Here is a 23,849-nt window from a genome sequence, read left to right as displayed (position 1 = left end):
GCGGCGACCTCAGCCCTTCCCAGCAAACTCCGTCGGCGTCCGCCCCGTCACCTGCCGGAACGCGGCCGAGAACGCCGACACGCTGGCATAGCCGAGCTGGGTCGCGAGCTGCTTCATCGACACATTGGTGTCCGTCGACAACCGCCGGATCGCTGCCGCGATGCGCGCGCGCTGGCACCAGCTCTTGAAGCTCAGCTGCGTCTCCGTGGAGAACAGCCGCGACAGCGTGCGCGCGGAGGTTCCGACCTCGCGCGCCAGCGTGTCGATGTCGTGCAGGCCGGTGGGGTCGTCGAGCACGATCATCGCGGCGCGGCGGCAGCGCGGCTCGTGCGGCAGCGGCACGAAGGTCGCGGAATCCTCGGCCTGGTTCAATTCCAGCATCACCAGACGGACCAGCAGCTCGGTGCGCTCCTCGGTGTTGCGTGCGTCGAACAGCGCGAGGATCGCCTGATTGAGCAGTGGCGATACCCGCACCACGAATTCCCTGGTCAGGCCCTCATAGCGCTTTTGGCGCTTGAGCCAGGACAGGTCGAAATACAGCGTGCGCATCTCGATGTCGGCGAGCAGGTCGAGGGCGTGCTCGAGTCCGGCGGGCACCCAGACCGCACGGTCCGGCGGCACCAGCCAGCGTCCCCCGGGCGTCGTCACCTGCATGGTGCCCTTGGCCGCATAGATCAGCTGTGCCTCGCGGTGCATGTGCGGATCGATCCGCATGCCCTTGGGATAGTCGCGGGCGACCAGGTGCACGCCCGCGGGCGAGCGATGATTGCTCCGGACCTCCCGCAGGATTGGCGTTTCCAAGACAGTCATTGGCAGCATCCCGTCATGGCCAAGACATATAACCCATTTCGGAGCAGGAGAGGATTCGGAATGAACAGTCCCAGCCGGGTGATCAGTTTCGTCAACGCAGGCCATTTCATCGACCATTATTCGATGCTGATCTTCGCCGCCGCGGTGATCATCATGGGGCCCGCGCTCGGCATGGCCTATTCTGAGCTCCTGCCTTACGCGACGCCGGGCTTCGTCGCGTTCGGCGCGGGCTCGCTGCTCACCGGCTGGCTCGGGGACCGCTGGAGCCGCCGCCACATGATGCTGATCTTCTTCGTCGGCATTGGCCTCTCCATGATCTCGGTCGGCTTCGTGCAGACCCCGGCGCAGCTCGGCGCCGCGCTGCTGGCCATCGGCATCTTTGCCTCGATCTACCATCCCGTCGGCACTGCGATGATCGTGTCCTATGCCGACAGGCTCGGCCGCGAGATGGGCATCAACGGCGTCTGGGGCAATCTCGGTGTCGCCTCGTCCGCGCTGGTCACCGGCGTGATCGGCCAGTATTTTGGATGGCGTTTTGCCTTCATCATTCCCGGCATCGTGACGATCCTGATCGGCATCGCCTTCGCGATGATGGTCGTGCACGAGGACCGCAAGGGCTCGAAGCAGGCGGCCGCCCAGGCGCGTGTGGCCAAGCAGGACATGTGGCGGGTCATCCTGTCGCTGCTGATCGTCGTGATCGCGATCTCGACCACGTTCAATGCCGTCACCGTGGCGCTGCCAAAGCTGTTCGCGGAACGGCTCGCCGATCTCACCAAGAGCCCGGCGCTGCTCGGCGTCATCGCGGCCTGCGTCTACGTGTTCGGCGCGATGACGCAGTACACGATCGGCCGGCTGCTCGACCGCTATTCGCTGAAGACGGTGGCGCTGCCGCTGTCCTTCATGCTGGCGCCGTTCCTGTATCTGGCCGCGAGCCTGTCCAATCTGCCGCTGATCCTGGTCTCCATCGGCATCGTCATGGGCGCGTTCGGGCAGGTCACGGTCAACGACGCCATGGTCGGCAAATACACCAGCGAGGAATGGCGCTCGCGCGCCTATGCCGTGCGCTATTTCATCGGCTTCACCGCGGCCGGCGCCTCCGTCGGCCTGGTCGCGTGGCTCTACGAGCAGGGCGGCTTCGTCACGATGCTGCATGCCTTCGCCGCGCTCTGCCTGCTGGCGATCGCCGCCGCGATCATCCTGCCGCGCGAGATCAGGTCGCCGCAGGCGGCCTAGGCTCTCTCCCCGTCATTGCGAGGAGCGTAGCGACGAAGCAATCCAGACCACCTCCGCAGAGGGACTCTGGATTGCTTCGCTTCGCTCGCATTGACCGAGAAGCTCGCAATGACGGGGGATGAGGAGGCAGGCCGCGCATGCCACCCATGATGCCATTATGCCGGTGTTTTGCCCGACGGAGTAAATAGATTCGGTAAGGCCGAAATTTTCTCAAGCTTTTTCAACGCCATCGCTACTGTGCATGGGGTTGTTTTCGACCTTTTTGTTTTCGTCCCCCGCCGCAAGCCGCGGGAACCCGCTCCACCTCCTGCGGGTTCTATCCCCGTGGCCCCGACACCGGGGCAAGTGAAGGGGGAATGACACCTGCATGCAGTGGAGCCTGCTCCGACCGGTCGGCCTTGTCCCCGCGGCGCTTGTCCTCACCACCATTGCGGCCGGCGCCGAGGGCGGCAAATCGGCCGGTCCCTCTGAATTCCTGCTGGTCGCGCAGATCGTGCTGCTGATCGCCGTCGGCCGCGGCCTCGGCGAGATCATGCAGCGGATCGGCCAACCCTCGGTGATCGGCGAGCTGCTCGCCGGCATCATCCTGGGGCCGTCACTGTTCGGCTGGATCTGGCCGGAGGCGCAGCACGCCATCTTCCCGAAGACTCCCGAGCAGAAGGCGATGATCGACGGCATCGCCCAGTTCGGCATCCTGCTGCTGTTGCTGCTGACCGGCATGGAGACCGATCTCAAGCTGGTCAAGAAGGTTGGCAAGGCCGCGATCGCGATCTCGATCGCCGGCATCCTCGTGCCCTTTGCCTGCGGTTTTGCGCTCGGCGAGTTCCTGCCTGATGCGCTGCTGCCCAATCCGCAAGAACGCCTCGTGGCGTCGCTGTTCATGGGCACGGCGCTGTCGATCTCCTCGGTGAAGATCGTCGCCGTGGTCGTGCGCGAGATGAATTTCATGCGCCGCAATGTCGGCCAGATCATCGTCGCCACCGCCGTCATCGACGACACCATCGGCTGGATCATCATCGCGGTCATCTTCAGCCTGGCCTCGCATGGGACGCTGGATATTGCCTCGGTGGCGAAGGCGGTGCTCGGCACGCTCGCGTTCCTTGCCGTCAGCTTCACCATCGGCCGCAGGCTGGTGTTTCAGCTCATCCGCTGGGCCAACGACAATCTCGTCAGCACTGCGCCCGTCATCACGGTGATCCTGCTGCTGATGTCCGTCATGGCGCTGATCACGCATCTGATCGGCGTGCACACCGTGCTCGGCGCCTTCGTCGCCGGCATCCTGGTCGGCGAATCCCCGATCCTGACGAAGCAGATCGACGAGCGCCTGCGCGGTCTGATCTCGAGCTTCTTCATGCCGGTGTTCTTCGGCCTGGCAGGTCTCAGCGCCGATCTCTCGGTGCTTCGCGATCCCCATCTCCTGATGCTCACGGGCCTGGTGGTCGTGATCGCCAGCGTCGGCAAGTTCGGCGGCGCCTTTGTCGGCGGCACCGTGGGCGGCCTGAACACGCGGGAATCGCTGGCGCTCGCGAGCGGAATGAACGCGCGCGGCTCCACCGAGGTGATCATCGCGACCATCGGCCTGTCCATCGGCGTGCTCAGCCAGAACCTGTTCACGATGATCGTGACGATGGCGATCGTGACGACGATGGCGATGCCGCCGATGCTGCGCGCGGCGCTGGCAAGGCTGCCGATGAACAAGGAGGAGAAGGAGCGCCTTGAGCGCGAAGAATTCGAGAGGCGCGGTTTCATCGCCAATCTCGAGCGTCCCTTGCTGGCGGTGGACGAAAGCGTCAACGCCACCTTCGCCGCGCATGTCGCCGGCCAGATCGCCGGCATGCGCGGCCTGCCGATCACCGTGCTGCACATCGGCAGGCGCGCGGAAGAGCAGGAGAAGGGCCGCGACGAGGAGGAGAGCCATGAAGCCGTGGTGAAGAAGGCCGCCGAAACCGTATCCGCCCACGGCGAAGGCAATGCCGGCAGCATCGATGTCGTCACCCGGGCGGGGCGCGCGGAGCTCGGCGAGACGATCGCCGAGGAAGCGCGGAAGGGTTTTGATCTGCTCGTCGTCGGCGTCGACAAGGTTACCGCCGCCAAGGATCGCTTCGATCGCAAGATCGAGGACATCGCCGCGACGTTCGAAGGACCGCTTGCGATCGTCGCAGCCAAGGGCAAGCATCTGAAGCAGCCGATGCCCGACGCGCTCAACATCCTCGTTCCGGTCTCCGGCAGCGGCGTCTCCAAGCGCGGCGCCGAGGTCGCGGTCGCGCTGGCGCAGGCCGGATCAGGCTCGCTCCGGGTGATCTATGTCGCGACGACGCGCGACAAGGGCGCGCAGCGCAGCCCGTCCCGCGGGCTAAGCCGGGAGGATGGCGTCCTCAAGGACACCAGCGATCTTGCCGCCCGCTACGACGTCGACATCACCACGACACTGCGCGTGAACCGGGCGCCGGAGGCGGCGATCCTGCGCGAGATCGGCGCCACCGATATCGATCTCGTGGTCATGGGCGTCGACCGCATCCAGGGCGACCATCTGTCCTTCGGTGGCGTTGCCGACGCCGTGCTGCGGCAGTCGAAGGTCTCGGTGCTGCTGGTGTCGAGCGGCGAGGCGCGGCAGGCGCCGGCGGAGAAGGCCTAGGACTTCGCTTCCACCACCGGCTGCGCCTTCGCCTTCTTCGACGCACGCCAGTTCTCGAACCGCTGCACCACCACGAAGAAGGCCGGCACGAACAGCACCGCGAGGCAGGTCGAGGCCAGCATGCCCGAGAACACCGTGATGCCGATCGACTTGCGCGCGCTGGCGCCGGCGCCGGTCGCGACCACCAGCGGCACCACGCCGAGGATGAAGGCGAACGACGTCATCAGGATCGGCCGGAAGCGGGCGCGCGCCGCTTCGATCGCCGATTCCAGCACCGGCTTGCCGTCGCGGTTGTGCAGCTCGAGCCCGACCTCGACGATCAGGATGGCGTTCTTGGCCGACAGCGCGATGAGGAGGATCAGGCCGATCTGGCAATAGAGGTTGTTGTCGATCTTGAGGCCGTTGAGGACCAGCATGGGCCCGATCAGCGACAGCGGCACCGCGAGGATCACCGAGATCGGCGCGTACCAGCTCTCGTACTGGCCGGCGAGCACGAGATAGACCAGCAGCATGGCGAGGCCGAACACCCAGTAGATCTGGTTCGAGACCGCTTTCTCCTGATAGGACATCGCGGTCCACTCATAGCCCGTGCCCGGCGGCAGCGTCTTGTCCGCGATCTCCTCCATCAGCTTCAGCGACTGACCCGAGGAATAGCCCTGCGCCGGCAGGCCGATGATGGTCGAGGATGGATAGAGATTGTAGAGGCTGATCAGCGACGGGCCCGTGGCCGGCGTGATCGTCGCGACGGTGCCGATCGGGATCATGTCGCCGTTGGAGTTGCGGACCTGCATGTTGGCGATGTCGCGCTCGGTGACGCGGAACGCGGGATCGGCCTGGGTATAGACCTGGAACACGCGGCCGAACTTGTTGAACTGGTTGACATAGGACGAGCCGAGATAGGTCGAGAGCGCCGCGAACACCTGATCGGTGGTGACGTGCAGCGTCTGGGTCTTGATGCGGTCGATCTCGACGTCGAATTGCGGCACCGACGAGCGGAACGAGGACTGCACGCGCTGCAGCGCGCTCTGGCTCTGGGCGTTGGAGACCATCGCGCCGGTGATGGCCTGGAGCTTGGCGAAATCGCTGTTGCCGTCGCGCAGCTCGACCTGCATCGAGAACCCGGCGGCGTTGCCGATGCCCTGGATCGGCGGCGGCGGCAGCACCAGCGTGCGCGCCTCCATGATGGTCGCGACCTTGTCGTTCAGCCCGTACACCAGCGAGCGCAAATCCTCGCCTTTGCCGCGGGCTCCCCAGTCCTTCAGGATGATGTAGGCGACGCCGGCATTGGCAAGGCTGGCGCTGTTGTCGAGCGCGGAGATGCCGGCGATGGTGATGACCTGTTCGACGCCCGGCGTGTCCTTGATGATATCGGCGGCCCTGTCGAGCACCTTCTGGGTCCGCTCCAGCGATGCACCATCGGGCAGCTGCACCGCGGCGATCAGATAGCCCTGGTCCTCGATCGGCAGGAAGCCCGTCGGCACCCGCGACAGGCCATAGCCGCCGATCCCGATCAGCACCAGTGCGCATGCGACCGAGATCGTGCTGTTCCTGCACAGCACGCCAATGAGCCGCGTATAGCCCCGCTCGACCCGGTTATAGACGGCGTTGAAGCCGCGGTAGAAGAAATTGCGCTGCTCCGGCGGTACCGTCGGCCGCAGCCAGAGCGCACATTGCGTCGGCTTCAGCGTGGCCGCGTTGATGGCGGATAGAAGCGCGGTCGCCGCGATCACCAGCGCGAACTGCGAATAGATGCGCCCCGTGAGGCCGGCAAGGAACGAGGCCGGCAGGAACACCGAGATCAGCACCAGGGTGATGCCGACGATCGGCGCGAACAGCTGGTCCATCGCCCTGATCGCGGCGTCGTGGCCGTTCATGCCCTGCTCGATATTGTGCGCTGCGCCCTCGACCACGACGATGGCGTCGTCGACGACGATACCGATCGCGAGCACGATCGCGAACAGCGTCGACATGTTGATGGTGAAGCCGAGCGCCGCCATTGCCGCGAACGCGCCGATGATGGTCACAGGCACCGTGGTCGCCGGCACCAGCATCGCGCGCCAGTCCTGCAGGAACACCAGGATCACGACCAGCACCAGCAGGCCGGCTTCGATCAGCGTCATGTAGACCTCGTGCACCGAGGCCTCCACGAACTTGGTGGTGTCGAACGGCGTGTCGTATTTGATGCCTTGCGGGAAGCGCTTGGCGAGCTCCGTCATCTTCTTCTCGACGGCCTGCTCAACCTGGAGCGCGTTGGCGCCGGGCGACTGGAATACGCCGATGCCGGTGGCCGGCTGCTTGTTCAGCGAGAAGATCTGGCTGTAGGTCTGTGCGCCCAGTTCGACCCAGCCGACGTCGCGCACCCGCGTGACGTCGCCGCTGGTGCCCGTTTTGACGATGATGTTCTCGAACTGGGTGGCGTCGTCGAGCCGGCCGTTGACGTTGAGCGTGTACTGGAACGCCTGGCCCGGCGGCGTCGGCGGCGCGCCGACCTGGCCGGCGGAGACCTGCTGGCTCTGCTGCTGGATCGCGTTGATGACGTCCTGCGGCACGAGGTTACGCACTAGCAGCTTGTTCGGATCGAGCCACACCCGCATCGAATACTGGCCGGCGCCGAACACCGTGACGTTGCCGACGCCGGGCAGGCGCGAGAGCTCGTCGCGGATATTGATGGTGGCGTAGTTGCTCAAATAGAGGCTGTCGAACGTCTTGTCCGGCGAGGTCAGCGTGACGAACAGCAGGATCGAGGTCGACCGCTTCTGCACGGTGACGCCCTGGTTCTGCACCGCGCTCGGCAACTGCGACAGTGCGCTGGAGACGCGGTTCTGCACCAGCACCTGCGCGAAGTTGAGGTCGGTGCCGATCTTGAAGGTCACGGTCAGCGTATAGGTGCCGTCGGAGCCGCTGTAGGACTGCATGTAGAGCATGTCCTCGACGCCGTTGACCTGCTGCTCGATCGGCAGCGCCACGGTGTCGATCACGGTCTTGGCGCTGGCGCCGGGATAGCGCGTGGTGACCTGCACCGTCGGCGGCACCACGTCGGGATATTGCGCGATCGCGAGGTTGAACAGCGCGACGCCGCCGATCAGGATCATCAGGAGCGCGATGACGTTCGAGAGGACCGGCCGCTCGATGAAGAATTTTGAGATCATGGCTGGCAGCCCTTCACTTGGCCGACGCCTGCGGCTGACCGATCTTCGTCAGTTGCGGGTCGATCTTCTGGCCCGGGATCACGCGCAGCAGCCCCGCGATCACGACGCGGTCGTCCGGCTTCAAGCCGCTTTCGATCACGCGCAGGCCGTTATCGACAGGGCCGATCTGCACCTTGCGCTGCTCGACGACGTTGTCGCTGTTCACGACGAGAAGATAGCGGCCGCCCTGGTCGCTTCCGAGCGCGGTGTCGGGGACGAGGAGGGCGTTCTTCTCCTGGTCGAAGGGCACGCGGACGCGAACGAAATAGCCCGGCAGCAGCACCCGTTTGTCGTTGGGCACGACGCCGCGCACCGCGAGCGTTCCGGTCGATGAATTGAGGGTCGGCGAGACGTAGTCGAGGTGGCCTTCATGCGGATAGCCGGTCTCGGTCTGGAGGCCCACATGGATCGGTAATTGCTTGAGGTCGGCGACGGTCAGCCCGCGGCGGGCCGCTTCTGCGCGGATGCGCAGGACGTCCTGCTCGTTGACCGTGAAGTTCACCCAGATCGGGTCCAGCGCCACGATGGTCGCGAGCTGGGTCGGGGAGGAGAAGCCGACGAGCTCGCCGACCGAGACCAGGTGCGCGCTGACGATGCCGTCGAACGGCGCGGTCACGTTGGTGTAGCCGTAATTGACTTCGGCGAGCCTCGTATTGACCTGGGCCTGCTGGAGACTGGCTTGAGCGTTGTCGCGGGTCGATGTCGATGTGTCGAGCGTGGACTGCGAGACCACCTGGCGCTGCACCAGATCGGTCTGTCGCCTGAAATCGGCTTCGGCCTGCTTCAGCGTCGCCTGCGCGCCGACCTCGGCGGCCTTCGCCTGCTCGAGCTTGAGCTTGTAGGTCTCAGGCTCGATCAAGAACAGCTGGGTACCCTGCTTGACGAAGCTGCCGTCCTGGTAGTCGATCGATTGCAGAAAGCCCTGCACGCGCGCGACGAGATCGACGCTCTTGATCGGCGCGGTGTTGCCGGTGGCCTCGACATAGCGGGTCACCGCGCGCTCCACGGGCGTCGCGACGTCCACCTTCGGCGGCGGCGGCGCCACGAACGTGTTCTTGTCCTCGCAGCCGGCGAGCGCCACCACGACCACGGCTGCGGTCAGTACCCGCCCGATATGTCTCCACGCTCCGTTCCGTTGTGCGAGGTCAGCGGGATTCGCGCAGGTCATTCGGTGGCCCCCGATTATTGTCTGTCGGTGCGGCAGGCTATCAACAAATGCCCGGCCGTGGAACACCATAGCCATGGCGGTCGCCGGCCTTGCACTGCAAACGCAGCTGTGGCCTTTGACGGATTTGTCATGACAAACCGCTTTTCACCGAGCGCACGATCGGCCAGAATTGTGTCAAAGGCCGAGTGACGCAGCGCGAGGCATCGAAGAAGAAAAGGTGAGGAGAACATGACATGCCAACGCTCGTCCAATCGGCTCTTGCCGGTCTCGTTCTTGCGGCTTTGGTCGCCATGCCAGCGCTAGCCGATGGTTTGAAGGACGACATCGCGCCGACCGGCAAGCTGCGGGTCGCGATCGCGATCAGCCCCGCGGGCGGTGCGTTCTGGTCAACCAAGGCCGAGGCGGGATATGCTGGCGTGCCGGTCGATCTCGGCAAGGAGATGGCCGCGCAGCTCGGCGTGCCCGTCGAATATGTCGTGCACCAGAATTCCGGGCAGATCACCGATGCGGCCGGCAAGGGGACATGGGACGTCACCTGGCTCCCCAAGGACCCCGAGCGCGAGACCAAGATGATGTTCGGCCCGATCTACGAGGTCGCCGACGCCACCTACATCGTCAAGCCGGGTTCGAACGTCACCAATTTCGCCACGCTCGACCAGGCGGGCATCAAGGTCGCGGCCGTCAACGCCACGACCACCATGCGTGGCGCCATCGCGCATCTGAAGAATGCGAAAGTCACGGGCTACCAGACCTATGACGAGATCTTCGGTTTGCTGAAAGCCGGCGAGATCGACGCCTTCGCGCTGTCGCGCGACCAGCTCAACAAGATGGCGCAGAAGATTCCCGGCACACGGGTGCTGGACGAGACGTTCAAGAAGACGGTGACGGCCGTCGCCGTGCCGCTCGGCCACAGCCAGGCATTGGCCTTCGTCACCAAATTCATGACGGACGCGACGACCAACGGCACGCTGCGCAAGGCCTATGACAACAATGGCCTGAAGGACACGCCGATCCGGACGGAGTAACGGCGCGGAGTCTTGAACTTGCGCCGCAGCCTCGTATGGCGTGCGGCTCGCGATCGATTCGGCCAAGGTGAGAAATCTTGTCTGATCAACTGCGCAAATTGTCCTGTGCGTCAAACTGACACAGCTCTGTCATCGCGCGCCGCTAATCTCCCGAAGGTCGGCGTCAATTCCTTCGGGGCAACAGAACAATGAAATCCAGATTTCTGACGACGGTCGCGTTTTTCGCGGCCGCGACGGCACTTGCGTGCAGCATTCCCGTCCACGCGGACGATTTCGGCCGGGACGGCGACCACGGGCGGGATCAGGACCGCGGTCATCACCGTCATCCGCATGACATCCACACCGAGACGCCGATCAAGCATCTCGTGATCATCTTCAACGAGAACCGCTCGTTCGATCATTACTTCGCGACCTATCCGAACGCGGCCAATCCGTCGGGCTCGATCCCGTTCGTGCCGAAGCCGCATACGCCGAAGGTGAACAACCTCGTTACGGCGAACCTGCTCGTCAACAATCCGAACAACAGCCCGGCCAACGGCACCGGCGCGACGGCCCCGTTCCGTCTCGACCGCACCCAGGCCAACACGCGCTCGCAGAATCACTCCTACACGCCCGAGCAGCAGGCCGTGGACAACGGCAAGGAAGATCTGTTCCCGAAATTCACCGGCCGCGGCACCGCCGGCGGCGCCGGCGCGTTCGGCACCAACGGCCAGGTCATGGGCTATTTCGACGGCAACACCGTCACGGCGTTCTGGAATTACGCCCAGCACTTCGCCATGAGCGACAATGCCTGGACCGACACCTTCGGTCCGTCGACGCCGGGTATGCTCGAGGTGATCTCCGGCCAGACCAACGGCGTGCAGAACATCGTCGGCACGTCATCGTCGATCGCCGACGGCCAGGGTGGCCTGACGCTGATCGGCGACACCGATCCGAGCAACGATCCCTGCTCGAGCACGACCAGCACCATCCTGATGGACGGCAAGAACATCGGCGACCTGCTCAACGCCGAGCACATCAGCTGGGGCAGCTTCATGGGCGGCTTCGACCTGACGCTCAAGAATGCCAACGGCACCACCGGTTGCGGCCGCAGCACCTTCTCGAGCAACGTCAACGGCACCGTCGTGGACTACATTCCGCACCACGCCTGGTTCCAGTATTACAAGTCGACCGCCAACCCAACCCACGCGCGTCCGAGCTCGGTGCGTGCGATCGGTCATACCTATGATCTCAACGGCAAGGTCGATCCGGCCAACCACGGCTACGATGTCGAGGATTTCTACGCCGCGGTGAAGGCCGGCAATTTCCCCGCCGTCTCCTACATCAAGATGTCGGCCTACCAGGACGGTCACGCCGGCAACTCCGATCCGCTCGATGAGCAGGCCGGCAATGTCGAGTTGATCAACTTCCTCCAGAAGCAGCCGGAATGGCGTGAGACCGCCGTCATCATCACCTATGACGACTCCGACGGCTGGTACGATCACCAGTACGTCGCGCCGAAGAGCGCCTCGTACGACGCAACCGCGGATCAGGTCAACGGTCCGGGCCTTTGCGGCCTCGGTCCCAACAAGCAGCCTGCGCCAAAGGGCCTGGTTGGCAAGCCGGTGAACGGCCGCTGCGGTCCGGGCACGCGCATTCCCTTCATCGTGGTCTCGCCCTACGCCAAAACCAACCACGTGAGCAGCACCTACATCTCGCAGGCCTCCGTGGTGCGGTTCATCGAGGACAACTGGCTGCGCGGCCAGCGCCTCGGCGGCGGCTCGTTCGACGCCAGCGCCGGCTCGATCATCGACCTGTTCGATTTCGATCATGATCACAGCCACGACTACCGCACGGACGCGCTGTTCCTCGATCCGACCTCCGGCACGGTGATCACCAGCCCGCCGGACGAGCATCACCACCACTAGTCCAACGGGACGCTTTGATGAATAGCCGCACCATGTGGCTCTTCGGCGCCGGCCTGCTCTGTCTGGCCGGCGCCGTCCTTACCGCCGGGACGCAAGGACGCGCGGAGACAAACCAGCCGGGCATGAACCCGAATCCGGTTCGCCTCATGCGTCCGCCCGTCGCGCCGTTGTCTTCGATGGCGCAACTCGGCAAGGAAATCTTCTACGACGCCTCGCTGTCGTCGTCCGGCGCGCTCTCATGCGCCTCCTGTCACAGCCCGGATCGTGCCTACGGTCCGCCCAATGACGGGCCGGTGATGCTCGGCGGCGCCACCCTGTCGCGGCAAGGCGCGCGCGCGGTGCCGTCGCTGACCTATCTCGATCGCCATCCGAACTTCAGCATCGGCCCTGACAAGGGCGACGACGACAACATCGTCGATCTCGCGCAGATGGCCGCAATCGGCCAGCAAGCCGCGCGCACGACGAAGACCGCAGGCGGCACCGGCGCGTCGGCGAACATCGTGCCGCAAGGCGGCTTGTTCTGGGACGGCCGCGCCGACACGCTTCAGGACCAGGCGCTGTTTCCGCTGCTCGATCCCAACGAGATGGACGGCGGCAGCGCCGAGATCGTCGCGGACAAGCTGCGCCACGCGCCTTACGCCAACCGCTTTGTCGAGCTGTTCGGCGCAGGTGTGATCAGAAATCAGCGGCTCCTGATCGCGGAGGCGATGTTTGCCGTCGCGCGCTATCAGGGCGAGGAGCCGAGCTTCCATCCCTACACCAGCAAGTACGATTACTGGCTCGAAGGCAAGGCGCGGCTGTCCGAAAGCGAGCTGCGCGGCCTGCAAGCATTCAACGATCCTGACAAGGCCAATTGCGCCGGCTGCCACACCTCGGCGCCGACCCGCGACGGCCTGCCGCCGCTGTTCACCGATCACCAGTACGAGGCCCTCGGCGCGCCGCGCAATGCAGCGCTCGCCGGCAACCGCGATCCCAATCATTTCGATCTCGGCGTCTGCGGTCCGCACCGCACCGACATTCCCGAGCAGACGCAATATTGCGGCATGTTCCTGACGCCCACGCTGCGCAACACGGCGACGCGTCACGCCTTCTTCCACAACGGTGTCTTCCGCAGCCTCGAGCAGGTGCTCGATTTCTACAATTTTCGCGATACGAATCCGGAGAAAGTGTTTCCGCATGACGCCGACGGCACGGTGCGGAAATACGATGACCTGCCGCAGAAATATCATGCCAATGTCGATGTCACCGATCCGCCGTTCGATCGTCACCCCGGCGACAAGCCGGCGATGACCGAGCAGGACGAGGCCGACATCATCGCGTTCCTGAAAACCCTGACGGATGGCTACAAGCCGGAGAACTAGAAAGCCCGTCCAGCGGCGCTGGAGCGTCGTCCTGCCCCTCAGCGCGGCTTGATCTCCGCGTACTTCGCCATCGCCTTCTCGAACTTCCGGTTGAACAGCCACATCGCGGCGAGGATCTCTCGGAAGCTGGCCGATGTTCTCGCCCGATCGGCCTGCCCGAAAGCAAAAATGCTGTTGTTGCGCAGGTGCTTCATGATCGTGGGGCTGGACACCCTGTAGTTCAGGAGATCGCCCGATTTGAGCGCGGACCGCGTCGGGGTGGGAACGATCTGGATCAGCTCGAACAGCTTCATCTGGTCGATCGGGTCGGGCAACGTCTTCACGATTCCCGGGATCTCCCGGAAGACATCCGCGTGCGCGTTCATCAGGCCGTCGCGCACGTTGGTCCAGTGGTTGAAGCGGTGATCGGTGCCGCGGGCGCGCGCCTCTTCCTTGTCGTCGCGCGCGTTCAGCTCCGGATCGGCTGCCGCGATTTCGGGCTTGATCGCCTCCCATTTCCTGCGGCCGTTGCGGTCCTCGGACGGGCCGGTCTGGAAGCTGCCCATATAGGTGTTCGAACGCCCGTTGCGGACATTCTGCTTGCCGTTGGTCTCGGCGAAGAACAGTCCGAGGCTGATCCGGCCGGCAGCTTCGGCGTGAGCCGGTGCAAGCCCCTTGGCGCGCGCAATCGCGACGGCGAGATCGACGACGTCCTTGAACGGCGTTGCCGAGTCCTGCGCACCCGCGGGCGGCGCCTCTATGATGTCGAACAGTTTTGAATATTCGTCGATCAGCGGCTCGATGTCCGCGTCGAAATAGGCCGGTGGTATCTCGAACTTGTTGGGCCTGCCGATCCGTGACGGCATGGCGTCGGTGAGATCCTTGTAAGAACTGATGACGGCGACGCGCGCGAGATAAAGCGCCTGGCCCGGCAGGTTCGGCAGCGGCTGGCTTGCGTCGATCTGCTTGCGGCGCTCGGCGAGGATGGATTTGAATTCGCCGAGCGCGCGGTTATAGGTGCCGAGCGCCTCCGACTGCGTCGTCGTGAGCGCACCCTGCTGTCCGACGGCGGGTGCCGTAACGAAGAAGGCAACAGCCGCGAAGGCTGCGATGGCAAGACATCTCGGTCCCATTGCCGGGTTCCCCAAGGCCTGTCGACAAGGCTTGTCGATTCGTCGCCAGGGGATCGTAAGCGCCAGACGCCGGGGCTGGCGAGATGCAAATTCCGGTCAGCCTTGTGTCGCGCCTACAATGTACGTTTCGCACTTTCCGGGGCGAGCAGGATGCCGATGAAGGCGCAGGCCGCGATCGCCTCGAAATAGAGGATCACGGGGGTGAAGCTGCCGCTCGATCCCATCAGGGCAGTGCCGACCAGGGGCGCGATGCCGCCGCCCAGGATAATGCCGAGCTGCTTGCCGAGGGAGGAGCCACTGACGCGGACTTCGGTCGGAAACAGCTCTGCCGTGAAGGCTGCTTCCGGCGCGAACATCAGCGCGTGGATGATTCCGATCGAGACGACGAGGCCCATGATCAGCAGCGTCGGATCCTTGGTCGCGACGAGCTGGAAGTAGATCGGGTACCAGGCCGCCGCCAGCAGGATGCCGAGTGCGATGAACGGACGGCGACCGAAGCGGTCTGAATAGCTCGCGATCAGCGGCACCATGCACATCTCCAGGACATTGGCGATCATGGTGCCGAAGGTGACGCTGGATTGTGCCATGCCCAGCATCTTGACGGCATAGCCGAGCACGAAGACCGTGCTCATGTACTGGAACGTGCTGTGTGCCATGTTGGCGAGACAGCCGAACAGCACCGATGTCTTCCACGACCGCGCCACTTCGAGCAGCGGCGCCTTCGGCCGCGCGGCTGAGGCCTGTACCGCCTTGAACAAGGTCGACTCATCGACCTGAAGACGGATGTAGGTACCGAGCACCACCAGCACCAGGCTGAGCACGAAGGGCACGCGCCAGACCCATTGCGCAAAATCCTGCGGGGTCGAGACGAAGCCGAGCAGCGCGATGAAGCCGGATGCCAGGATCACGCCGATCGGACCCGACGCGTTGACGAAAGAGGCGAAGAAGCCGCGCCTTGCGGAAGGTGCATTCTCCAGCGTCAGCGACACCGCGTTCATGTACTCGCCGCCGAAGGCAAAGCCCTGCACGAAGCGCAAGGCGACCAGTGCGATCGGCGCCAGAAGCCCGATCGAATCATAGCTTGGCAGGCAGCCGATCAGGAAACTTGCGACGCCCATCAGCACGAAGGTGATCGTCAGCATCGCCTTGCGGCCGAGCTGGTCGCCGTAATGGCCGAACACCATGCCGCCGAGCGGGCGGGCGACGAAGCCGACGGCGAACGTCGCATAGACCGCCAGCATGCTCGCGGTCGAATCCATCTTGGGAAAAAAGAAGCGATCGAACACGACCGGAGCGGTGAAGGCGTAGATGAAGAAATCATAGTGTTCGATCACCGATCCGAGCGAGGATGCGACCACGAGCTTGCGGAAAGCGGGCGTGATCGGCGCCGCGTCGGCGTGGCCAGTCGTTCCGGTGATGACCTCTGCGGTGTTGCTCATGCGTTTCCCCTCTGCTTTTGCTTTTTGTCGTTCCGATCAGGCGCGACGGCCCGGCGGCTCGACGAGGCACGCCTCGCCGCCGCCGGAGTCCAAGGACGAGTCGAGCGGATCGCTCACGGCGCCTCGTCGACGACGGGATTGCGCAGGATGGCGAGCTTCTCGACCTCGACTTCGACGATGTCGCCGGGCTTCATCCACAGCGGCGGTGTGCGCTTGGCGCCGACGCCGCCGGGCGTGCCGCTGACGATGACGTCGCCGGGCTCGAGCCGGGTGAAGGTCGAGCAATATTCGATCTGGCGCGGAATATCGAAGATCATGTGCTTGATCTGCGCTTCCTGCACGATCTGCCCGTTGAGGCGGGTGGTGAGCTTGAGCTCGCCGAGCTCGCCGAGCTCGTCCGGCGTCATCATCCACGGGCCGAATGCGCCGGTATCAGGGAAATTCTTGCCGGGCGTGAACTGGTGGGTGTGGCGCTGGAAATCGCGGATGCTGCCGTCGTTGTAGCAGGAATAGCCGGCGACAAAGCCCATGGCCTCGCTGCGCGAGATGTAGCGGCCGCCCTTGCCGATGATGACCGCGAGTTCGCCCTCGAAGTCGAGGTCGGTCGAGACGCGCGGACGGATGATGGGCTTCAGATGTCCGGTCTGACTGTTGGAATAGCGCGAGAAGATGGTGGGGTGTTCGACCTCGGGGCGGCCGGTCTCCTTCCGGTGCGTCTCGTAGTTCAGGCCGACGCACAGGATCTTGTCCGGGTTCGGAACGACCGGCAGCCAGGTGAGCCCGGCGAGGGGCGTGGCGGCCGCCTTTGACTTCGCATCCGCGACGCCTGCGAGCGCGCCGGCGATGGCGGCCCTGAGATCGGCGTAGCGGGAGGCGAGCACGGCGCCGACATCGAGGAAACTGTCGCCATCGACGATGCCCCAGGTGGTCCGTCCGTCGATCTTAACGGTCGCGAGTCTCATGCTGTCTTCTCCATTTTCAAATCCGGATTGTGATGGCCGTGCAGGCGCGAACTGGTCTCGCGCAGGAGACTGCCGAGCTCGGCCGCGTTGCGCGCCGTTCCAAACACGTAGTGATCGGGCCGCACGATCGCGGCGACGACGCCGTGGCGGTCGAACCAGCCGGCCAGAACGCCGTCGATTTCTTCCAGCGTGCCGGGCTGGCCGGCACCCGCCGGCGCGATCGTCGCTGCGGACAACTCCGGATACGCGGCGCAGAGCGTGGCGAGTGCGGATGTATCGCTGCGGCCGTCGATGAAGACGCGCAGGCCGGCTCCGGTCACCTGGTCGAGCAGGCGCGCTTGGCGCCCGCTCGCGATCCGTGGCTGCGGAAACAGCGTGCCGCGCGCCGGGCCGTCCTGCTCCGACAGAAAGCCGGCGCGCAACGGCGGGATGATCTCCTGCCGCGTCAGCGCGAGCGGCTTGCCGCCGCCTTCCGCCAGAATCCGCGCGTCGCGCTGCCGCGCTGCCGCCGGATCGCGCTCGCAGATCGACTGGCCGATTGTCTTGATCTTGCCGGTCAGCTCGATGACGTGCTGCTTGCGTTCCGCCGTGTAGCTGTCGAGCAGCGTGTCGGGCGAAGTGCCCTTGAGAACGCGATCGAGCTTCCAGGCGAGGTTCGTCGCATCGCGCAAGCCCTGGCACATGCCCTGGCCGATGAAGGGTGGCTGCTGATGCGCGGCATCGCCGGCAATGATGATGCGCCCCTTGCGCCAGGTCGCGGCGACAAGCGCGTGGAAGCGATAGGACGCCGCTCGCCACAGTTCGCCGTCCTCCGGCGTGAGCCAGGGCGACAGCAGCGACCAGACATTCTCCGGCCGCTCCATCTGCCGCGGGTCCTCGCCCGGCAGCAGCATGATCTCCCAGCGCCGATGGTTCTCCGGGCCGATCAGGAAGCTGACGGGGCGCGCGGGATTGCAGAACTGCGCGGAATTTTGCGGCAGCTTTGCGAGCGCGGCATGATCGACCCGCACGTCGACTACGAGCCAGGGCTCGTCGAAGATCAGGTCCTCCAGCGCAATCCCGGCAATCTGGCGCACGGCGCTCGCGGCGCCATCGCAGCCGAGGACGTAGCGCGCCGTCACCGTCCGCAATCGTCCGCCAGCGTCCTTCAGCGTTGCCTCGACGCAGTCGGAGCGCTGCGCGAAATTGACCAGCTCGATGCCGAGCTCGGCCCGCACGCAGGAAAATCCCGTGGCGTGACGGCGCAGCTCCGCCTCGACCGGCGGCTGGCTGAACACCATGCTCGGCGTGTAGCCGAGCGGGTACGGCTTCGCGACCATGTCGATGCGGCGGATCAGCTGGCCGTCGACGCCAAAATGCTCGGAGGCGGTGAACGGCTCGACATAGGGCGCGATCGCCTCCGCGACCCCCATATTGTCGAAGTGACGGAAGATCTCGTGGTCGAGCGCGATCGCGCGTGGCTTGTCGTAGATGACGGTGAGGCGATCGATGACGAGCGTGCGATGGCCGAGACGGCCGAGCAGGCCGGTGGCGACTGCGCCGGTCGGTCCGAAGCCGACGACGAGCACGTCGTAGTCCGTGGTGGCCGGGGACGTCGTCATGCGCGGCGATCTCGGTCGAACAGCACGGAGAGTTGCGCCGTCTTGCAGGCCTCGCTCTTGGGCGGCGCGATGCCCCACTGGTCGGTGCGTCCCGGCGGCCAGACCCATTCCGCCGGTCCTTTCGCGCGGTAGCTGTCGTCGACCTGGAGGACCTCGGCCGTATATTCGATGACGATTCCGGTCGGATCGACGAAATAGGCGAACACGTTGTCGCCGGGCCCGTGCCGGCCCACGCCCCAGCCGATCGGAAAGCCGTGATCGACCATGCGGCCGGAGCCGCGCATGACAGATTCCAGGTCCGGCATCAGGAAGGCGATGTGATTGAGTCCGTTGACCGGCGCTTCCGCGAGTACGACGGCGTGGTGATCGCTGTTGCAGCACAGGAACGCCATCAGCTTCGACCGGTCGGTGAGGCGAAAGCCGAGCACCTGCTGGTAGAACGTCGAGAGCTTTTCGATGTCGGCGCTGTTGATGTTGACGTGGGCGAGCCGCTCGGGACGGTCAGCCACGATGCGCGCCGCTTTGGTGCGATCGCCATGGACAAACTCCATGCAGCAGCCCTGCGGCTCACGGACGACGAAGTGTTCGCCGCCTGACGGCGCGCGCGACGGGCCGGGCGGCGTGATGATCTCGCAGGCGGCCTCGCGTGCGAGCGCAAACAGGCGGTCGAGATCGTCGCGCGAGCGGACGCGGAAGGTGACCTTGCGGAGCGCAGCCCGCTCGGCATGCGTGAGCTCGATGACGTGGAAATCCGCTCCCGTCGCGGCGAGATAGATCGTGCCGCCGGCTTGCGCAGCGACATCGAGGCCCCAGACCTTCGCGTAGAAATCGGCCGAGGCGCCGAGGTGCGGCGTCGTGATCTCGACGCTGCGCAACGCGATCACCGGAAAATCGGACATCGGGCTTCCTCGCCGAAGGCAGGTGGCACGCCCGAATAGCCGCGGATCGCCACAGAGCCGGTTGTTGTTGGCGAACGATTAATATATATAAAGCTCTCCGTAAAGATAGAATTTATAAATTAAAGGCGTTCGCGGCCTGATGTACAAAAAACATCGGTGAATCAGTGGGACGGCCATGAACTCTGACCTGTCGAGCCCGAAGTCCGACGCGCCGGCGACGCTGGCGACGAGCATCTACGCCCGCCTCAAGACCGACATCCTGACCACGCGGCTGGCGCCCGGCCGCAAGCTTCAGTCGCGCTTCCTGATGGAGCATTACAATGTCGGGCAGACCCCGCTGCGCGAGGCGCTCAACCGTCTGACCACGGAGGAGTTCGTGGTCGGCATGGAGCAGCGCGGCTTCTACGTGAAGCCGGTCAGCAAGGACGAGCTTCAGGAATTGACCAAGACGCGTTGCTGGGTCGAAGGGCTGGCCTTGCGCGAATCCATGCAGAACGCGACGCAAAGCTGGGAAGAGCAGCTTCTGGTGACGCATCACCGCCTCGACCGCACGCCGCGTTCACTCGATCCGGAAAAATTCGCGGACAATCCCGATTGGGAGAGGGCGCATCGCGCCTTCCACGCGACGCTGATCGGCCTGTGCGGCTCGCGCCCGCTGCTCGGCTTCTGCGAGCAACTCGCCGATCGGCTCTACCGCTACCGCATGATGTCGATCGCCAAGGCCTATCCGGTCCGCAAGATCGGGACCGAGCACGCCCAGATTCTCCAGGCCGTGCTCGACCGGAAAACGGACGAAGCCGTGACGCTGCTTCAGCAACATTATCAGCGCACGGCTGACGTCATCTATTCTGATCTGGAGACGGTGCTGGATTGATACGCGTCGCCGCCTAAAGGCATGGCCAAGAAATTGGCGCATTGGAGGGGCCGAATGGCGCCGACCATATTGTGGTCGGCTCAAGCGCGGGAATGACCGATGACCAGGAATATCCTGTCGATACTGGTATTCGCGGCCCTGTTGTGTGTCACAAGCCTCAGTGCCGAGGCCGCGCAAGGCTGCGGCCGCGACGCCTATCGTGGCGCGGACGGCCGTTGCTACCTCAGGGGAGGCGCGGTCGTGGCCGAGCCCGGCGGTGCGATCATCGTTGCGCCGCCGATGGGGGCCGGCCCGGGCCTTGTTGGGTCCCGGGGCGGAGATGCCGCAGGACGGACGAAGCCCGACTGACCGCGCCTCGCGCTCACGCCGTGGCCCGATACTCCGGTGCCGAGGCGAGGAATTTCGCATAGGCATCCGCATCCGGCGGCTGGAAGTGTCCGGCAAGCCCGCCGCGCTTCTGGTTCTTCGCGCCGATGTCGGCCATCAGCTCGTCGAAATGGCGGTAGTGATAGGGCGCGACGCAGAGGCCGCCATAGACGCCCGCGGCCGGCCGTTCGACGCGCTTGAAGTGCAGCATCATCTCGATGTTGTCGCGCATCGCTTGCGCCGTCGGCTGGTTCGCGAGCTGGCCGTCGGCATAGCGCACCAGCCAGTTGGCGGCGAGATCGGCACAGAGCACGGTGCAGAACGACGAGTTGAAGCCGACGAAGCCCATCTCAGGGAGGTCGGGATTGGCGATCAGGCGATAGAGCCGGTACTGCCCGTCCGTATCGACCAGCTTGGCCTGATAGGCCTCCGGCAGGAACGGCACGCCGAGCTTGTAGCCGATCGCGAGCACCGCGACGTCGGCACCAACGCGCTCGCCGCCGCTCATCACGATGCTGTCGCCTTCATAGTGATCGAAGCTGCCGAACACCGCCTTGATGCGGCCGTCGGCGACCATCGGATAGAAGCCCGGCGTCGCGATCGGCACCGAGCAGTTGACGCCGTCCTCGATCCGCTCCTTCGGCACCATCTTGCACCGGTTGAGCTTGAGCTGCGCCTTCAACAGGCTCTCCAGTCCGCGCCAGTTCGCCCAGATGAGAGGCGCGGTGAGACGTAGCGCGAGCCGCGCCATGGAGCTCGTGCCCCAGCCCGGAAACATCTCCTCCTGCGCGCGGATGTAGAGGATGCGCTTGAAGTTCACGAGCCCGCCGATGAAGTAGGGAATGCGCCAGACCGGCTCCCGCATCACGATGGTGACCTCGCGCGCGCCTGATTTCACCGCGTTCACCGCGATGTCGGTCGCGGACTTCGATCCGCCGAGCACGACGACGCGGCGCCCTTTCGCCAGCGCCGGATCGCAATATTTCGACGAATGCAGGATTTGCCCGCCCTGCGCCAGGTAGCCGTCTTCGCCCGGGCAATGCAGCTCGCGCGGCTCGTTGAACTGCCCGGTGCAGACCGCGACGAAATCGAAATCCTCGTTCGTGGTCGCGCCGGCCTTGTTCGACAAGGCGAGCGTCCAGCCTGGTTTGCCGTCGGCGCGCCGTTCCATGCCCGCGACGGCGGTGTCGAGGCGCAGCATGCGGTCGAGGCCAAAACTCTTCGCGTAGTCGGCGAGATAGGCATGGACCTGCGGCCCGGTCGGCCATTCCGGATAGGCCTCCGGCATGGCGCGGTCGGTGTAGCGGTAGAGCTCCTTCGGGCTTTGCGTCTGCACCTCGGGATAGGAGCGCGCCGGCTCCCAGACGCCGCCGAGATCGGCACTGCGCTCGACGATGGTGACGCGGTGGCCGCGGCTGGTGAACGCCTTTGCGGCGGCGAGGCCGGAGACGCCGGCGCCGATCACGCAGACATGCTTGGGGCTGACCATGGAGTGCTCGCAATGTTTGGGCGCAAGCGGCCACGTTCGGCCGCGATGCACGGCCGGCGGACCTGCAAGCAGATGAAAATGGACGTGAAGCTACGCCTATTCGTTGGCCTCGGGCGGCAGGAAGTCGACCTCGTGCTGCGCCGAGATGCGCACGACCTCCGCAGGGTCGGTCAGATTGTGGAGCTGGTTGAACAATGCCTCCAGCTTCTGCATCGGCGAGACCCAGAACAGTGCGCGGCAGGGCTTGTCGGATTTGTTGAAATAGCCATGCGGGATGCCGCGCGGCATGCGCACGAGATCACCGGCATGAGCCTTGACCCATTGGCCGTCGAGCTTGAGGTCGAGCGTGCCTTCCTGGACCAGGATGAATTCGTCCTGGGTCGGATGGATGTGCACCGGCACGAACTGGCCGGGCTCGCTGTTGGTCTCGAACGCGAAGGTGGAGTCGGTGACGGCTTTCGGGAAATAGACCTGGCCAAGGATGTTCCAGCTCTTGCCGCCGTAGCCCGTGCCGTTTGCGGTAATGCCCTTTTCGAGTGCAGTCTTTTCGAGTGCTGTCATGGCTCGCCTCCTCATGGATACCGGCAGGGATGGAGCTTCGGCCTGCTATGGGCGGCTTGTCTATCCGCTAAACGAATCCGGATGCGGCTGTTGCCGTGCAACACGACGTTTTTGCGGCGCGGCTCTTTTCGCGTCCGGCGAACTATTATAGGCTTAAAGCAACTCCGTGACGCGAAGCGTGGTCGACGATGTCCGCAGCCGAGCTGGAAATGAGCACGCGGTCCGAAGCCGAAAGGCTTGCGGACTTCGCCCGCGTCACCACGGACGATGTCGACGAAGCGGCCGAGCAGATCGGACGCATCTTCTGTCCGCATGATCTCAAGCCGGTTCGGCCGCGTGCGCCCGGCTTCTCCGCCCGACACAATTGCGCGGCTTTCGACGGCTTCTCCATCAGCTATGTCGCCTATGGCGGGTCGGTGAGCATCGATCCCGGCTGCCTCGAGCGCTTCTTCCTGGTGCAGGTCCCGCTCACCGGTACCGCCCGCATTCGTGCCGGTGTCAGCGATGTCGATGCCGCGCCGGGCCGGACGGCGTCGCTGCTGTCGCCGACCATCCCGACCCGGATGACGTGGAGCGACTGCGCACAAGCGATCCTGCTGCTCGACCGTCGCATGGTCGAGCAACGCGCTGCGGCACTGTCGGGCAGGGCGGCCGGCCCGGTCGAGTTTGATGCCGCGATCGACCTGGATGCACCGGCAGGGCAGGCGTTGCGGACCAGCCTTGCCGAGCTGATGCGGCTCGCCGAACGTCTCGGCCGGTCCGGCAGGCTTTCACCGGTTGCGATGGCCGATTGGCGCGAGGTGCTGCTCGATCATCTCCTCAATGGCCAGCGGCATGGCCTGTCGGATGCCATCAGGACGTTCTCAGGGCAAGCCGAGCGGCTGCCGCGTGCGCTCCGCGCCGCGCGGGACCATCTTGCGGACAATGCCGGCGAGCCGCTCGACCTCGCGCAGCTCGCCTGCGCCTCCGGCATCGGCGTCCGCGCGCTCCAGCTCGGCTTCCGCCGTCACTTCGGCCTGTCGATCTCGGAGATGCTGCTCGACATCCGCCTCGCCGGTCTGCATGCCCGCCTTGCGCAGGCCGCGCCCGATGCCTCCATCACCGGGATCGCGTTCGATCTCGGCTTCACCCATCTCGGCCGCATGGCCGGCGCCTACCGCCAGAAGTTCGGCGAGACGCCGTCGGCAACGCTGCGGCGACGGATGAGCTAGGCGGAAGG

18 protein-coding genes are annotated in these 23,849 nt (G+C 65.0%); 8 read left to right on the top strand and 10 right to left on the bottom strand.

Translation table 11 applies throughout. The features are described 5' to 3' along the window. Positions 1-9: 9 nt before the first annotated feature. Positions 10-810: a helix-turn-helix transcriptional regulator gene (locus tag NLM15_RS35770; RefSeq protein WP_254122615.1), complete on the bottom strand. Its 801-nt coding sequence runs from the start codon at positions 808-810 to the stop codon at positions 10-12. Positions 811-870: 60 nt separating this feature from the next. Between NLM15_RS35770 and NLM15_RS35765 the strand changes: the two genes are divergently transcribed. Both NLM15_RS35765 and NLM15_RS35760 read left to right on the top strand, forming a co-directional pair. Further along, on the top strand, positions 871-2,043 hold the full coding sequence (locus NLM15_RS35765; RefSeq protein WP_254122614.1) for an MFS transporter: 1,173 nt from the start codon (positions 871-873) through the stop codon (positions 2,041-2,043). A 367-nt stretch (positions 2,044-2,410) separates the two neighbouring features. Then, positions 2,411-4,678 carry a cation:proton antiporter gene (locus NLM15_RS35760; protein WP_254122613.1) on the top strand — a complete coding sequence of 756 codons (2,268 nt, stop codon included), beginning with the start codon at positions 2,411-2,413 and terminating at the stop codon, positions 4,676-4,678. On the opposite strand, the gene NLM15_RS35755 is transcribed toward NLM15_RS35760, so the two are convergent. Then, positions 4,675-7,827 (bottom strand): efflux RND transporter permease subunit, encoded by a 3,153-nt coding sequence (locus tag NLM15_RS35755; protein ID WP_254122612.1) that lies wholly within the window; start codon positions 7,825-7,827, stop codon positions 4,675-4,677. The genes NLM15_RS35760 and NLM15_RS35755 overlap by 4 nt on opposite strands. 13 nt (positions 7,828-7,840) lie before the next feature. Further along, the gene (locus tag NLM15_RS35750; RefSeq protein ID WP_254122611.1) at positions 7,841-9,034 is read right to left on the bottom strand and encodes an efflux RND transporter periplasmic adaptor subunit; all 1,194 of its coding nucleotides are present in this window, start codon (positions 9,032-9,034) and stop codon (positions 7,841-7,843) included. Between the two features lie 233 nt (positions 9,035-9,267). On the opposite strand from NLM15_RS35750, the gene NLM15_RS35745 reads away from it, so the two are divergent. The 3 genes from NLM15_RS35745 (at position 9,268) to NLM15_RS35735 (ending at position 13,327) form a co-directional block, all read left to right on the top strand. After that, a complete protein-coding gene (locus NLM15_RS35745) occupies positions 9,268-10,059 on the top strand; it encodes an ABC transporter substrate-binding protein (RefSeq protein WP_254122610.1) in 792 nt (263 codons plus the stop codon). Between the two features lie 188 nt (positions 10,060-10,247). Further along, positions 10,248-11,966, top strand: a complete 1,719-nt coding sequence (locus NLM15_RS35740) for a phospholipase C (protein ID WP_254122609.1) — start codon at positions 10,248-10,250, stop codon at positions 11,964-11,966. Positions 11,967-11,983: 17 nt separating this feature from the next. Then, complete coding sequence (locus NLM15_RS35735; protein ID WP_254122608.1) at positions 11,984-13,327, top strand: cytochrome-c peroxidase; 1,344 nt, start codon at positions 11,984-11,986, stop codon at positions 13,325-13,327. Between the two features lie 38 nt (positions 13,328-13,365). Here the strand turns inward: NLM15_RS35735 and NLM15_RS35730 are convergent, their stop codons facing one another. The 5 genes from NLM15_RS35730 to NLM15_RS35710 all read right to left on the bottom strand — a co-directional run bounded on the left by NLM15_RS35730 (position 13,366) and on the right by NLM15_RS35710 (position 19,340). Continuing rightward, complete coding sequence (locus NLM15_RS35730) at positions 13,366-14,439, bottom strand: hypothetical protein (protein WP_254122607.1); 1,074 nt, start codon at positions 14,437-14,439, stop codon at positions 13,366-13,368. A gap of 113 nt (positions 14,440-14,552) precedes the next feature. Continuing rightward, positions 14,553-15,878 carry an MFS transporter gene (locus NLM15_RS35725; protein ID WP_254122606.1) on the bottom strand — a complete coding sequence of 442 codons (1,326 nt, stop codon included), beginning with the start codon at positions 15,876-15,878 and terminating at the stop codon, positions 14,553-14,555. A gap of 113 nt (positions 15,879-15,991) precedes the next feature. After that, entirely contained in the window at positions 15,992-16,840 is an 849-nt protein-coding gene (locus NLM15_RS35720; RefSeq protein WP_254122605.1) for a fumarylacetoacetate hydrolase family protein, read from the bottom strand. Next, positions 16,837-18,441, bottom strand: a complete 1,605-nt coding sequence (locus tag NLM15_RS35715) for a bifunctional 3-(3-hydroxy-phenyl)propionate/3-hydroxycinnamic acid hydroxylase (protein ID WP_254122604.1) — start codon at positions 18,439-18,441, stop codon at positions 16,837-16,839. Before NLM15_RS35715 ends, NLM15_RS35720 begins: the two co-directional genes overlap by 4 nt. Next, positions 18,438-19,340: a VOC family protein gene (locus tag NLM15_RS35710; RefSeq protein WP_254122603.1), complete on the bottom strand. Its 903-nt coding sequence runs from the start codon at positions 19,338-19,340 to the stop codon at positions 18,438-18,440. The genes NLM15_RS35715 and NLM15_RS35710 overlap by 4 nt, the downstream gene beginning before the upstream one ends. A 175-nt stretch (positions 19,341-19,515) precedes the next feature. Between NLM15_RS35710 and NLM15_RS35705 the strand changes: the two genes are divergently transcribed. Beyond that, positions 19,516-20,214: a GntR family transcriptional regulator gene (locus tag NLM15_RS35705; RefSeq protein ID WP_254122602.1), complete on the top strand. Its 699-nt coding sequence runs from the start codon at positions 19,516-19,518 to the stop codon at positions 20,212-20,214. 99 nt (positions 20,215-20,313) lie between these two features. Continuing rightward, positions 20,314-20,562, top strand: a complete 249-nt coding sequence (locus NLM15_RS35700) for a GCG_CRPN prefix-to-repeats domain-containing protein (RefSeq protein ID WP_254122601.1) — start codon at positions 20,314-20,316, stop codon at positions 20,560-20,562. A 13-nt stretch (positions 20,563-20,575) separates the two neighbouring features. Here the strand turns inward: NLM15_RS35700 and NLM15_RS35695 are convergent, their stop codons facing one another. Continuing rightward, the gene (locus NLM15_RS35695; protein ID WP_254122600.1) at positions 20,576-22,069 is read right to left on the bottom strand and encodes an NAD(P)/FAD-dependent oxidoreductase; all 1,494 of its coding nucleotides are present in this window, start codon (positions 22,067-22,069) and stop codon (positions 20,576-20,578) included. 96 nt (positions 22,070-22,165) lie between these two features. After that, on the bottom strand, positions 22,166-22,630 hold the full coding sequence (locus NLM15_RS35690; RefSeq protein WP_254122599.1) for a cupin domain-containing protein: 465 nt from the start codon (positions 22,628-22,630) through the stop codon (positions 22,166-22,168). Between the two features lie 188 nt (positions 22,631-22,818). Between NLM15_RS35690 and NLM15_RS35685 the strand changes: the two genes are divergently transcribed. Beyond that, the gene (locus tag NLM15_RS35685; RefSeq protein ID WP_254122598.1) at positions 22,819-23,841 is read left to right on the top strand and encodes an AraC family transcriptional regulator; all 1,023 of its coding nucleotides are present in this window, start codon (positions 22,819-22,821) and stop codon (positions 23,839-23,841) included. Positions 23,842-23,849 lie beyond the last annotated feature (8 nt).

It is taken from the genome of Bradyrhizobium sp. CCGB20, assembly GCF_024199855.1.
Lineage (GTDB): Bacteria > Pseudomonadota > Alphaproteobacteria > Rhizobiales > Xanthobacteraceae > Bradyrhizobium.
Note: the sequence above shows the minus strand (reverse complement) of the source record. Positions and strands in the feature narration are given on the sequence as shown.